The 12,220-nt window shown below is 50.4% G+C and carries 11 protein-coding genes; 3 read left to right on the forward strand and 8 right to left on the reverse strand.

Annotation, left to right across the window (positions count from 1 at the left end; translation table 11 throughout):
- The first annotated feature begins 37 nt into the window (after positions 1–37).
- The 3 genes from MWU62_RS14055 to MWU62_RS14065 all read left to right on the forward strand — a co-directional run bounded on the left by MWU62_RS14055 (position 38) and on the right by MWU62_RS14065 (position 3,722).
- Positions 38–1,678 carry an ATP-binding protein gene (locus MWU62_RS14055; RefSeq protein ID WP_247115502.1) on the forward strand — a complete coding sequence of 547 codons (1,641 nt, stop codon included), beginning with the start codon at positions 38–40 and terminating at the stop codon, positions 1,676–1,678.
- Between the two features lie 20 nt (positions 1,679–1,698).
- Positions 1,699–3,078, forward strand: a complete 1,380-nt coding sequence (locus tag MWU62_RS14060; protein ID WP_247115503.1) for a sigma-54 dependent transcriptional regulator — start codon at positions 1,699–1,701, stop codon at positions 3,076–3,078.
- A 122-nt stretch (positions 3,079–3,200) separates the two neighbouring features.
- Complete coding sequence (locus tag MWU62_RS14065) at positions 3,201–3,722, forward strand: GspH/FimT family pseudopilin (protein WP_247115504.1); 522 nt, start codon at positions 3,201–3,203, stop codon at positions 3,720–3,722.
- Between the two features lie 57 nt (positions 3,723–3,779).
- Here the strand turns inward: MWU62_RS14065 and MWU62_RS14070 are convergent, their stop codons facing one another.
- The 8 genes from MWU62_RS14070 to fkpB all read right to left on the reverse strand — a co-directional run bounded on the left by MWU62_RS14070 (position 3,780) and on the right by fkpB (position 12,212).
- The gene (locus MWU62_RS14070) at positions 3,780–4,214 is read right to left on the reverse strand and encodes a type IV pilin protein (protein WP_281494919.1); all 435 of its coding nucleotides are present in this window, start codon (positions 4,212–4,214) and stop codon (positions 3,780–3,782) included.
- Between the two features lie 60 nt (positions 4,215–4,274).
- Positions 4,275–7,916 (reverse strand): PilC/PilY family type IV pilus protein, encoded by a 3,642-nt coding sequence (locus MWU62_RS18995; RefSeq protein WP_247115505.1) that lies wholly within the window; start codon positions 7,914–7,916, stop codon positions 4,275–4,277.
- Positions 7,917–8,036: 120 nt separating this feature from the next.
- Positions 8,037–8,510 carry a PilX N-terminal domain-containing pilus assembly protein gene (locus MWU62_RS14080; RefSeq protein ID WP_247115506.1) on the reverse strand — a complete coding sequence of 158 codons (474 nt, stop codon included), beginning with the start codon at positions 8,508–8,510 and terminating at the stop codon, positions 8,037–8,039.
- Positions 8,511–8,515: 5 nt separating this feature from the next.
- Complete coding sequence (locus tag MWU62_RS14085; protein WP_247115507.1) at positions 8,516–9,643, reverse strand: PilW family protein; 1,128 nt, start codon at positions 9,641–9,643, stop codon at positions 8,516–8,518.
- A complete protein-coding gene (pilV, locus tag MWU62_RS14090) occupies positions 9,643–10,104 on the reverse strand; it encodes a type IV pilus modification protein PilV (protein WP_247115508.1) in 462 nt (153 codons plus the stop codon). The genes MWU62_RS14085 and pilV overlap by 1 nt, the downstream gene beginning before the upstream one ends.
- A gap of 10 nt (positions 10,105–10,114) precedes the next feature.
- On the reverse strand, positions 10,115–10,615 hold the full coding sequence (locus MWU62_RS14095) for a GspH/FimT family pseudopilin (protein ID WP_247115509.1): 501 nt from the start codon (positions 10,613–10,615) through the stop codon (positions 10,115–10,117).
- A gap of 188 nt (positions 10,616–10,803) precedes the next feature.
- Complete coding sequence (ispH, locus tag MWU62_RS14100) at positions 10,804–11,757, reverse strand: 4-hydroxy-3-methylbut-2-enyl diphosphate reductase (protein ID WP_247115510.1); 954 nt, start codon at positions 11,755–11,757, stop codon at positions 10,804–10,806.
- A 2-nt stretch (positions 11,758–11,759) separates the two neighbouring features.
- A complete protein-coding gene (gene fkpB / locus MWU62_RS14105; RefSeq protein WP_247115511.1) occupies positions 11,760–12,212 on the reverse strand; it encodes an FKBP-type peptidyl-prolyl cis-trans isomerase in 453 nt (150 codons plus the stop codon).
- Positions 12,213–12,220: the final 8 nt, after the last annotated feature.

The raw sequence follows: 12,220 nt of genomic DNA on the forward strand, positions 1-12,220 counted from the left end.
TTGAATTCTTCCGCTCAACAACGGATTTCTGAAAACCATGGCGACAGCTTCCACACCGGCAGCCAACTCAGGCAAACACCCCCCCGGCTTACAGCAGGCCAAGTTGTTCCGCATCTACAACCACTACCGGGTTTTGATCAGCTTGATGCTGGTGGCATTGTTGTTCATTGACCCCGTGAATTTCGATACCCGTTTCCGGTTTCTGGACTACTACCAGTTTGGCGTAGCGGGCTACTTTGCACTGAACAGTTTTGTTGCAATCCTCATACTGGCGGGTTTTCAGCCGGGGCAGCGACACATCACAGTGTCCATACTGCTGGACATTTTAATTATGCACGGGCTGTTGTTTACCAGTACAGGTATTACCAACGGCCTCGCGAACCTTGTCATTATCTCAGTGGCAGCTGGCAATATTCTTACCCCTAGCCGCATGGGCACCTTCTATGCAGCTCTTGCAGCCATTTGTTCACTCAGCATTTCAGGGTGGGCCATACTGGCGCTTGGGGGCAACGGCGATGACATTGTGCGAGCAGGTTCTCTGGGCATTCTGTACTTCGCAGCGGCCTTTATCCTGCAGAATATCTCCCGGAGAATGATGCGAAGCGAAGCTCTAGCCACCAGCCGTGCTCAGAGCATTGTGGAACTGGAGCAAATCAATAAACAGATCATCCAGCGCATGCGCACCGGCATTCTTGTCCTGGACCGATACGGCCAGATGCGTCTAGCCAACGCTGCGGCTGAAGAGTTTTTGTTTGGAGTTCCAACCCACAAAGGGGAGCACAACTCTCCATCTCGCGCTCTACCTTTGCCGCTCAAATCCGGGCTGGAAGTCTGGCTGAAAAACCCCTTCCAACACACCACACCGTTTCAACCCACACCCACCTCGCCGATGCTACAGGCAAGCTTTACCCGGCTGGATCAGGAGCGTGGCGACCTGATCCTCGTATTTATCGAAGATATGAGCAAAGTGACCCAGCAGGCACAGCAAATGAAGCTGGCCTCGCTCGGGCGCCTCACCGCAGGTATTGCCCATGAAATTCGCAACCCGCTAGGCGCCATAAGCCACGCGGCTCAATTGATGGAAGAATCGCCTCACCTTGATACTAGCGACCAACAAATGTTGGATATCATCCGACGCCACTCCCGCAGAGTGAACAGCATTGTAGAGAACGTACTCAGCCTTTCCCGGCGCAGGCCAGCAAATGCAGACCTTGTTGACGTGCCAAGCTGGCTAGATGAGTACAGAACTGATTTCCTGCAAACTCAGGAAACAACCAGCCCTCCGGCGGAACTAACCCTAACCATCGAACCTAACATACCCGATGCACGGTTTGATAAAAGCCAGATTGAGCAGGTACTGGTAAACTTGTGTGACAATGGCTTGCGCTATAGCCAACAACAATCAGGCGTACGAAAAATTTCGCTGAGTGCGGGGGCGACAGCGGATGGTGAACGAGCTTACATCGATGTAAGGGATTACGGGCCTGGCGTCACAGCAGAAGCCAGCCATTCCATTTTCGAGCCCTTTTACACAACAGACAAAGGTGGCACCGGCCTTGGGCTTTATCTAGCCAGAGAACTGTGCGAGGCTAATCAAGCTCATCTTTCTTTGACGGAAGACGGCCAACCCGGCTGCTGTTTTCGTATTACCTTTGCCCACCCGGGGCGAATGATCTGACATGGAACCAACACGACAAGATGACCACTCATACTGCGCTGATTGTTGATGATGAACCGGATATCCGGGACCTGCTTGAAATCACTCTTACCCGCATGGGCATTAAAACCCTAACGGCACCGGACCTTGCAAGCGCTCTCGCCCTGTTAGAAAAACACAGCCCACAACTTTGCTTAACAGACATGAACTTGCCCGATGGCAACGGTATAGAGTTGGTGCAGTGGATTCAGCAGCACCTACCCGCCACCCCAGTGGCCGTTATTACAGCCTATGGCAGCATGGATACCGCCATCGAATCACTGAAAGCCGGCGCTTTCGATTTCGTCTCCAAGCCGGTTGAACTCTCTAGGCTCAGAGAACTCGTAACCAGCGCATTAAAGCTTACAAAACCCGACTCAGCCGTTGATGATGCCACAGACGAGCCGGGGCTCCTGCTCGGCAACTCTTCACAGATAAAGCGATTACGCAACCAAACCCGCAAGCTCGCCAGAAGCCAAGCGCCCGTGTTTATCAGCGGCGAATCCGGTAGTGGTAAAGAGCTGGTGGCTCGGATGATTCACATGCAAGGGCCTCGTAGAGACGGCCCCTTCATTGCCGTTAACTGCGGGGCCATTCCTTCCGAGTTAATGGAGAGTGAATTCTTCGGGCACAAAAAAGGCAGCTTCACAGGCGCTGTGGAGAACAAGGACGGACTGTTTCGGTCCGCAGACGGTGGCACACTCTTTCTCGACGAAGTAGCCGACCTACCCCTAGCCATGCAGGTGAAACTGCTGCGCGCTATTCAGGAGAAAGCAGTTCGCCCCGTGGGTGACACTAAAGAGCTGCCGGTTGATATACGCCTGCTCAGCGCAACCCACAAAGATTTGGCAGAGCTGGTGCAGAACGGCAGCTTTCGGCAAGATTTATTCTACCGGATTAACGTGATAGAGCTGGCAGTACCGCCGCTTAGGGACCGCACAGACGATATCGCCTTGCTGGCAAACCATATTCTAGGGCGCATTGCCCAAGAGTATGAATGCGAGGCGGCAAGCCTCACTCAAGATGCAGTAGACCGTTTGAAAGAGCACGATTTCCCCGGCAACGTGCGGGAGCTGGAAAACATTCTTGAGCGCGCCTTTACCCTCTGTGACGCAGACAAAATAAGCGCTTCCGACCTACACCTTGGCAGTACCGCAACAGACGGAGCAACTAACACGAGCACGACCGCAACCTCTGAAGCCTGCCCGACGCTAATACCGGAAGGCGATATTGATTTGGAGGGCTATTTGGAATCCATTGAGCGCCAAGCTATTGAGAAGGCACTTGAGGCGACTCGGTGGAATAAAACAGCTGCGGCAAAAAAGTTGGGGATCAGTTTTCGGGCGTTGCGGTATAGGTTGAAGAAGTTGGGGATGGAGTGACGTTTCACTCCCAACTTCAAAAGCCCGCTACGAGAAGTAATATTGAATTCCCTTAGAACAACGTAGTAACATTCATAAATCGAACAGGATGTTCGGTTCAATTAAAAGTCAAGGAACGATCCATGAAATATACAGAGACCTGCAAAGGCGTAACACTTGTTGAGCTTTGTACTGTACTAGCAATAATGGCAATTATTACCCTATCTGCGGTGTCTTTCGCTCCTTCAATTATTCAGAAACACCGAGCAGACTCTGTCACAAGAGAATTGCTCCATCTATTCAACTTAGCCCGCACAGAAGCCATAACCAGCGGATCGATTGTTACTCTCTGCCCGACAAATAAAACTGGTAACTGTTCTGGAGACTGGAAAAACAACCCTATTTCAGTTTTCATAGATCCTGACAACAGTCGCTCTGTCACTAACACTGAAACCGTCATCAAACTGGTAGCACCCCCTTCAACGGGTGCACTAAAATCTACTCCTAAAAAACGTGGGTATTTCCAGTTCGGCGCGCTAGGTAGCTCAAGAGGCACGCCAGGCAACTTAACCTATTCACCAAAGACAAATGACCCCACATTTGCACGCAAGATCATTATTAGTTTCTCAGGTCGTGCAAGACTAGCATCAGTAAAGAAGCAGTAGAACCATTCAATTACTGAGCTGCGCAAATAGCCGGGTATGTGGACTATTTGCCCACCCTCACCTCCAACAATCGGCGTCACCAGACTCATTGGTTCTGACACCCGCTTGTGTAATCTTCAACCAGCCACAACTATCACCCGACTGCCCACCTACCGGAGTTGCCTTAAGAACGTATGTGGCTCTGCCAACGCCCCCATCAAAAGCATAATTATAAAACACTGAACTGCCTTGCCTTGGCTGCGTGGTAAAAGGCAAACCCGGCGCAGTGCCATCTGCTTTACGATAATCATAGCCGTTTGAATAACGGCGTTCCATAAACTGTGACAACTCCAAAAGGTCAGCTTGAGCTATCGCCCGGCGGGTGGACTCTACATATCGCTGATAACTAGGCACAGCCACCGCCGCAATTATCCCAATGATTGCCACTACAATCATCAGCTCTATCAACGTAAAGCCCGACATCGAATTAATCGATTTTTTTTCATGTGACATATCTGAAAACGCCTTAATGGAGTTTGGGGGGCCAAGCAGCCCCCCCAACCAAGTGAACGATTAGCGTAACTCTTCCCAGTTTTGACGACCGAAGTTATACCCTTCAGCAGCACCACAGGCTGGCCCCTGACAGGTAGTAGGCTCCTCTGGGTCCTCTGGGTCCTCCGAATCTCCATCATCTGGCGTAGGATCGGTAGGCGGATCAACAGGGCCATCGTAATCATTGGGTAAATCAACGATCACAGACTCAACAAACAAGTCAGTCTTGTTATCGAGGACAACCCGGATTTCCTCGCCGGACACAACACCTCTAATGCCGCTTACAACAGAGCTCTCACCTTCACCGTCGCCCTGACCTGCACCTACACTCTCGCCCTTTTCATTTTTGACGGTGTTATCAGACTCGTTAAACTCCCCATCGCGGTTGAGATCAAAAACGGGATCCTCTGTTTGCCCCCCGGTAGCAAGATCCATATCCATCAAGTAGCCATCGACACCACCACCGCAATCGTTATTATCCGGAATAAGCGTACTAAACCTTACCCGCTCTACAGGGTAACCAGAGGGGAAGGAAGGGCTGCTCACTATGCGCTCGCCTGCAATTTTATCAAGATCCATGAACCAGCCATCTTCAGTACCGACAAACTCTTTAGCGGATACTACCCTAACGTCAATTTCTACGGGGACAAGCGTTCCATCCTTATCGACTTTATAGGTCGTAGAGGTTTCATCTGTAATGGTTTGTTTGAGCAAATCCCCCCGATCGATACCGCTGACAGAACCATTATCGAAAATCCCGTAAAGGCTCTGCGTTTGGTTATCACCGCTATCCGTTACCCGGAAATACGAGCCAGTACCAAACACGATGACTAAGTCGTTGGGCCCACCATTCGGATTCCGGGCAAATGAAGGGGCTGAAGTAATCGGTTGCTTTGTATCGTCTGTGCTCGTAGCAGAAAAAAGCTTCGATATGGCACTGCCTGCACTGAGACTACCTGCGGTTAGGTCGGCCCGCCAAAGGTTACCTAACAAATCCCCAACATACGCCGTTTTTGCAAGCCCTGTACTCTGATCAACCAAAACCGACGGAGTTGACATACCATTTGGAGTATCAGCTTCGCCCGCCCCAGTATCCATACGCGCCACTAGCGACCCATCGCTTACGTCAACTACAAATAGCGACGACTTATTTGATGCGCTGTTGTAACCATTCCCAAATATGGCCACCCACTTTCCAGACTCCAGTTTTGCAATCTGCGGCGACTCCACACCGTAACCAAGCTCCGAGTTAGTGAACTCCCAAAGCACATCGGCTTCACTGAAGTTTTTGGGATCGCTAACATCAAGTGCAAAGACTGTTTTGCCGCCTACGCCCATTGTTCCAACCAGAATTGTCTTCCATTGACCATCAACGTAAACATCTTGAATGACCGGCGTGCCATCAACGAAATATTTATGATCGTAATCCGACTCCATCAGAACGTTGATTTTTGCGAAATTGCTCCCATCATCAGGCTGAATCAACTCACTCGGCATGTAGGCAAACAACTCTTCACCGGTTAGCGAATCGAACCCATGTAAGTAGCCATCATTCGCTCCAACGTAAATCACGTCTGGGCGGTCTTGGTAATCCGCGCTCGCACGATACGTGGCATAGGATGAGCCTTCTGTACCTGCCAACCGCCGATGACCAAAGTTTGTTTTCCCCGCAAACTGCGGATCCGACCCGATCACATCACCCAGCAACCTGAGTCGGCTCACGCCACCTGCAGCAGATGGCACATACAAGCGATCTCGGAAAGAAGAGTCGGCAGCATTGTCGCCGCGTAACCAATTAATTCTTGCCTGCCCTAAGTCATCAACCGAGCCATCAGTTGCTGTGTTCAACGCTGATTCCTGCGCCGAACTCAAATTACCAATCGCCTTTAACTCAACCCCAGCACCGGCGCTATAGGTGTACAGGTTTCTGCCATTGGCTCCCTTCGACTCCAAGCCATATTCTGCGTCCCATATCAGGCGCCCGCGAGCGCCCCCCGGCAGAATTTCTGCTGCCTGCAAAGCTCCGCTCCAATCTGTGCTGCGGAAGCCGGCAGAGAAGCTAAGAGCATCTTCTCTGAGGACAGCAGAGCTCGCTGCCGCCGAGGTTGATGACTCCTCAACTCGAGAAACAATATCGCTAAGAACAGCCGCTAGCTTGGTCGCAAAAGTGTCCGGATCTGCGGCATTAAAGAAACCACCTCGGCCATTTACGGCTGCGTGGAGTAAGTCATCAACTTTGCCTGAATCGCTATCTGTACTCGGCCAAGTGACAGAGATACTGTCGTCCAAAATGGCATCAAATGCCGTCTTAGCATCAATTTCGCCTTCCACTCCAAGGCCCACACCGAAAGTCACCATATGCTGCCAGAACGCAGGATCTATATTCCCCGCTTTGGAGCTAACAGGGACTTCATTGGGCAAGTCGTCCCGCAAATCCCGAACCCAGAAGTGCATCGCAACATCAGCAAGCGTATTACTTCTGCTATCTTTAAACGGAGAGGTAGGTACATATTTGTAATCGTCAATCTGAGTGGCGTTATTGCCATCGACGTTGCCTACGCTATTTGATAACGAGCCGCTTCTATAGCCATCCGTCATAAGAATGGTAAACGATTGCCTGCATTCTAGGTGATCTGCACTATTACTGCGACCCGGCTCAGCCGCCCACGGGCTGCTATCGCCTTTGCGCTCATAATATTTGCCAGCACGATAAAGAGCCTCGCGCAATGGCGTTCCCTCTTGGGGCACACCATCTGTATAAAGACTATTGAAAAAGGCTTCCCGATCCGAGCCTTTAAAGAGACGAACGCCGTTAACAATGACTGATGTATTAACGCCATCTACGTTCCCCGACCCCTTATTAAGGCGACCATAACCAACCCGCATGCCTTCGCCCTGTTTAGAAAAAGCATTACCAATACCCGCCCTTGATGCTAAAGTGCGAGAACGATAATATGAGAACCAATTGGCGAAGTTCTGAATTTCTTCAGATACTGACCGCGTACCACCATCGTGCTTAAACTCTGATACGATTTTCTCATCACCTGTTTCCAAGTCCTTGGCGTACCCAGTTCCATTTCTTATTTGATAGCGTACGTAACTATCTTTTTGCTTAGGATCTGCGCTAGCCGACTTCAGCACATAATATGTAATTGGCCAATAGTATTTCCAAGTTGCGGTCACATCCCCGTCGCTTTCTATCCACCGATAACTTTGTTGCCTGCTTGTCAAGTCAAGCGTATCGGAATTGGAACCCTCGTGCCCAGGAAAATAATAAGCTTCGTCTGGCGAGGCCTGCGGCCACTGGGAGCGGTCACCTTTATACCAAGGCTCATATGTTTTAGCGGAGTTGTAGAAAAAAGGATTGCTATCTGAAGATCGAAAATAACGATTAAACTCATTATTGTCATCAAAATCATAAATGTAGGTTCTATTATAGCCATCATTAGAGTAATAACCAAATTTATACATGTCATCTACAGGCGGAAAAAGATAGCGTGCACCTTGGTTATAATCACCTTCAGGCACTTCAAACTGCATTGAACCCGAATCATCAATAATAAACATTATATTCGGTGCAACAGTCCCACCAAGGAAGGGAGGAAAGTCTGCAATTTCTACAGGTGCAGCTAGAGCTGAGTTAAATGTGAATAGACCGAACACACAGGTTACCAAGCTTGTGCGCAACCTCGGAAAGTACAATAGACTATTAAATTTAGTTTTCATTTTAATTCTCCTACACAACGCAATCAAAACTTTAGATTTCTGATTTAACGTTCTGGCTTAAAGTGGCTGGGGCATGAACATTGACTGTAGGATTGCTACGGATGATGCCGTGCCACCCTGACCACGAGATGTAACAGAAAAACGATCAAAGCAGGCAGCACCAGCCTCAAGACTCGGGCAAAATGTCGATATCCAACCAATATGATATGAAGGATCTTCAGATAGCTGGGCATCACCAGTATTTACGGCCACCGCATTGGCTCCCGCGCCATTCCAAACACTAGGGTCGTCAAGCCTATCGTTCGTGAGTGCTGTCAAAGTATTTGCAATCAACCAATTCTCCCCAACTCTTAGAGCGCGCTCACTGGCTTGAAAAGCTATATTTCTATCGTGCAGGTTAGAAGCCATTCGCTCCTGAAGAATGGTGCCTTGCATGCTGCCCACCCCTATTAGGGAAATAAGCAGAAGCATGATTAAAGATATTATTAAAGCGCTACCCGCTTGTGATGACGGCGATAAGCTAATATTCATGGTCTTTATTCCAAACGGTTTCTAAGTCCAATTGTAGAAGTCGCAACAAGCCTCGCTCGGCGATCCTCCAATGTAGTCACTTCCGTTCCAAGCAGGTTGAAAACTCGCTGAAGCTTCTCGCTGTTCGCTCCGTTTTCGCTTCGCACAACAAAAGCTACCCTTACACTGACGACATCTTCCCAGCTAGTAACGTTGTCCGCTGTCGTGTAACTATCCGCGCGCTTCAGAACTCCACTTGAAAGGCCATAAAGAATTTGCATAGACTCGACACCCGCGACCAGCTCTTGCGGACCTTCCGCCCTGGCGTCCAATCTTTGTCGGTACAAAACCGGCGTGCTATTTCCAGAAGCGTCATTACGAACACCAATGTAATAAGCAACCGTACTATAAGAGGCAATTCGAGCCTCCGTACCATAAGCTAAGTCAAAGCTTGCAGGCGCAGCATTACCCGGCGCGGAGGCTCCGCCTGCTATACTTACTGAACTATCACCATCGGTAGCAGTGTTCTGAAAGAGCTCGCCAGCCGAACAGTCATCGGTTACTGCCAGAACAACTTGCCCTTCTGGCAGCCCGGATGCCGCACCCAAGTTGATTTGAGCTGCCGTGCTGCCTGTCACATCTACCGGCAGTGTTTGCACGCTGTTAACAATGAGTACATCAGTGGCTTTGACCACCTCTCCAGTAATTTCAACCGGGAATGTTCCGGCACCCGATCCCTCAGTCCAATCACCTGAACCTGCAGCTACAGAGTCTACTGCGTTATAAGCGGCGCCGATTCCGGTCCCAGCTGCTTCCCAGCCAAGAACTCCATCTCCAACAGGAACTACTCGCGCAAGGTTAAGCTTATCGTCGACTTCGCCTGCACTTTGGAGGCACGCTAAACCTCCGGCAGAACGCACATCTCGCTGCATCATCGACGACACAAACCGGATATTCTCCTGACCATGAGCAATAGCGTCCGTGAGTCGGTAGCTCTGGCTAGTGCCTAAGTACACTTGCGTTGCACCAAGAGTGAGGATAATACCGAGCAACATCGCTATCATGAGCTCAATCAAAGAAAGCCCCGCCATTTTGCTCGGAATTAGCTGCTGTACAAATAGTGGCTTTTCCCGCTTAAGCTGGTGATTCATCATTAAATTACCGTCCTTAAAGTCACGGCCACCCCATCAGGATCTGCTTTAGTCCAGTCAACGACAACGACAACCTCCCCAGTTCCGTTGTCTACACTCACAGTTGCTTCACCTTCTGGCAACAAGCAAACAATTAGGTTAGACCACTCAGCAACGTCGTTATCCCTGACCGATCCCGTTGCTTCCGGCGCATAATCGGTAGCGCAGGAGGTTGTAGCGGGGTCGACCGAAATACCATTATAATTAATAGCATTACTGCGGTTCGCTCTAATCCTATCCATCATATCGGCTGTCAATAAAATTGCCTGAGTTCTTTGCTCAGCACCATTCGTCATCTGGCTCGACTGAACTTGCATGGCGGCCATTCCGAGAAGCCCTACGGCAAGCACCAGCACGGCAACTAAGACCTCTATCAAGGCTATGCCTGTCTCTTTAATTTTGTATTGGCTCATAGTTAATTTCATACCCAGCCTCTTAACTGCAGTCTTCTAAAGTGACTGTCGCACGACCAGCCATTGAGATAGATACGCGGCGCATGCGGGCACTACCCGACGTGCAGGTAGGTGGCTCTAGCTCGATATTTACAACGGCGTTTGGCGCTATTTTGTAACCGCGACCGTCAAACGTTACTCCCGCTACTCCACCTTGGCTTACGCTAACCCCCTCAAGAGCAGGAAAGCGCTTTATGATCGTGCCAGTGTCACAGTCGTTAACGCCCAAGCCGCCATCGATAACACACCACCCGTTAACAAACCCTCCCGGTTCATTCTGTATCGAAAAAGGAGTTCCCTGCTTTACGGCTTCGCTTCTCGCCAAATTCACTGCCGCCAATAGTGTATTGGCTTGAGTTGTAACACGACTATTTTCAATCATGTTTACAAATGATGGCGCAGCCAAGGCCATCATGATGGCGAGAACGGCGATCGTTACCAGCAACTCTATTAGGGTAAAACCACTGTTTATCCGAGTGCGCATAAAAACAGAACCTCTATTAATGTCAGCTTTAGATTACAAAACTCTCATGTGAATAAACATCGAAAATCGACCAGCGGATTAAAACCGATGATGAGCGGCACTCAGGCAACAAAAAAGCGTGACCGAAGCCACGCTTTTTTGTTGCCTGAGTGCTTTGTCGTACCGGCACACCCTCACACTAGCAAAAGCTACTCAACTTCAACCACATCAATCCGCAACTCTCTAGGCATAGAGAAAACAATATTCTCCTCCCGCCCGGCAATCTCCTCCGGCACGCTGCCACCAAGATCGCGCAGGCGGCCAATTACGTCATTGACCAAAACTTCCGGAGCTGAAGCGCCTGCGGTTACGCCGACTGACTTTTTGCCTTCCAGCCATTGCGGGTCAATTTGCGAGGCTTCGTCGATCAGGTAGGCCGGGGTGCCCATCCGCTCCGCCAGTTCGCGCAAGCGGTTGGAATTAGAACTATTGGGAGAGCCTACCACCAGCATCAAATCACAGTCACCAGCGAGTTGTTTTACCGCATCCTGCCGGTTTTGGGTGGCGTAACAAATGTCGTCTTTACGCGGGCCTTCGATCAGCGGGAACCTTGCTCGCAGGGCATCGATCACTCGGGCCGTGTCGTCCATGGAGAGTGTTGTCTGGGTAACGTAGGATACGTGTGCTGGGTCTTTTACCTCCAGCTTCGAGACATCGTCTTCGTTCTCCACCAAATAGATATCGCCACCGGTACTGTGGTCGTACTGGCCCATGGTGCCTTCCACCTCCGGATGGCCGTGGTGGCCGATCAGGATGCACTCGCGACCGTCGCGGCTGTAGCGCATCACTTCTAGGTGCACTTTGGTGACCAGCGGACAGGTGGCGTCGAAGACTTTCAGGCCACGGCGGGCCGCTTCGTTCTGTACGGCCTGCGAGACACCATGGGCGCTGAAGATCACCAGTTTGTCGTCTGGCACCTCATCCAACTCATCTACGAATATGGCACCCCGGTTACGAAGGTTGTCCACCACAAATTTGTTGTGTACCACCTCGTGGCGTACGTATATGGGCGCACCGAACACGTCCAGAGCACGATTTACTATCTCGATGGCGCGATCTACGCCTGCACAAAAACCACGGGGGTTTGCCAGTCTTATTTGCATAATCAGTGCGTCTGTCCTGCCGGTTCTACGTCAATGATTTCTACGTCGAAGGTCAGTGTACGTCCGGACAGTGGATGATTGAAGTCCACTTCTACTTGATCACCTTCCACACGGCTCACCACACCCGGCAGCTCTTGTTGGCGTGCATCAGCGAACGAGATCATCACACCTGGCTCCAGCACCATATCTGCACTGAATTCATGCCGCTTAAACGTCTGTACGTTGTTGGGGTTACGCTGGCCAAACGCCTTCTCCGGCGGCACGTTGTGGCTGGCCTTGTCGCCAGCTTTCATGCCCATCAGGTAGGCTTCAAAGTTCTCTGGCAGGCTTTCATCACCAATCTCCAGAGTTGCCGCATCTTTATCGAAGGTGGAGTCAATCACTTCGCCGCTCTCGAATTTCAGTGCAAAGTGCAAGGTTACTCGTGTCCCTTTATCTATTGGCAGTTCTTTCATGGGCTTTA

It is taken from the genome of Marinobacter sp. S6332, assembly GCF_023016045.1.
GTDB lineage: Bacteria > Pseudomonadota > Gammaproteobacteria > Pseudomonadales > Oleiphilaceae > Marinobacter.

What these genes read in the sequence shown, in the direction of transcription:
- MWU62_RS14055 (WP_247115502.1), top strand. Translation starts at nt 38, where the DNA reads ATGGCGACAGCTTCCACACCGGCAGCCAACTCAGGCAAACACCCCCCC.
- MWU62_RS14060 (WP_247115503.1), top strand. Translation starts at nt 1,699, where the DNA reads ATGACCACTCATACTGCGCTGATTGTTGATGATGAACCGGATATCCGG.
- MWU62_RS14065 (WP_247115504.1), top strand. Translation starts at nt 3,201, where the DNA reads ATGAAATATACAGAGACCTGCAAAGGCGTAACACTTGTTGAGCTTTGT.
- MWU62_RS14070 (WP_281494919.1), bottom strand. Translation starts at nt 4,214, where the DNA reads ATGTCACATGAAAAAAAATCGATTAATTCGATGTCGGGCTTTACGTTG.
- MWU62_RS14080 (WP_247115506.1), bottom strand. Translation starts at nt 8,510, where the DNA reads ATGAATATTAGCTTATCGCCGTCATCACAAGCGGGTAGCGCTTTAATA.
- MWU62_RS14085 (WP_247115507.1), bottom strand. Translation starts at nt 9,643, where the DNA reads ATGATGAATCACCAGCTTAAGCGGGAAAAGCCACTATTTGTACAGCAG.
- pilV (WP_247115508.1), bottom strand. Translation starts at nt 10,104, where the DNA reads ATGAAATTAACTATGAGCCAATACAAAATTAAAGAGACAGGCATAGCC.
- MWU62_RS14095 (WP_247115509.1), bottom strand. Translation starts at nt 10,615, where the DNA reads ATGCGCACTCGGATAAACAGTGGTTTTACCCTAATAGAGTTGCTGGTA.
- ispH (WP_247115510.1), bottom strand. Translation starts at nt 11,757, where the DNA reads ATGCAAATAAGACTGGCAAACCCCCGTGGTTTTTGTGCAGGCGTAGAT.
- fkpB (WP_247115511.1), bottom strand. Translation starts at nt 12,212, where the DNA reads ATGAAAGAACTGCCAATAGATAAAGGGACACGAGTAACCTTGCACTTT.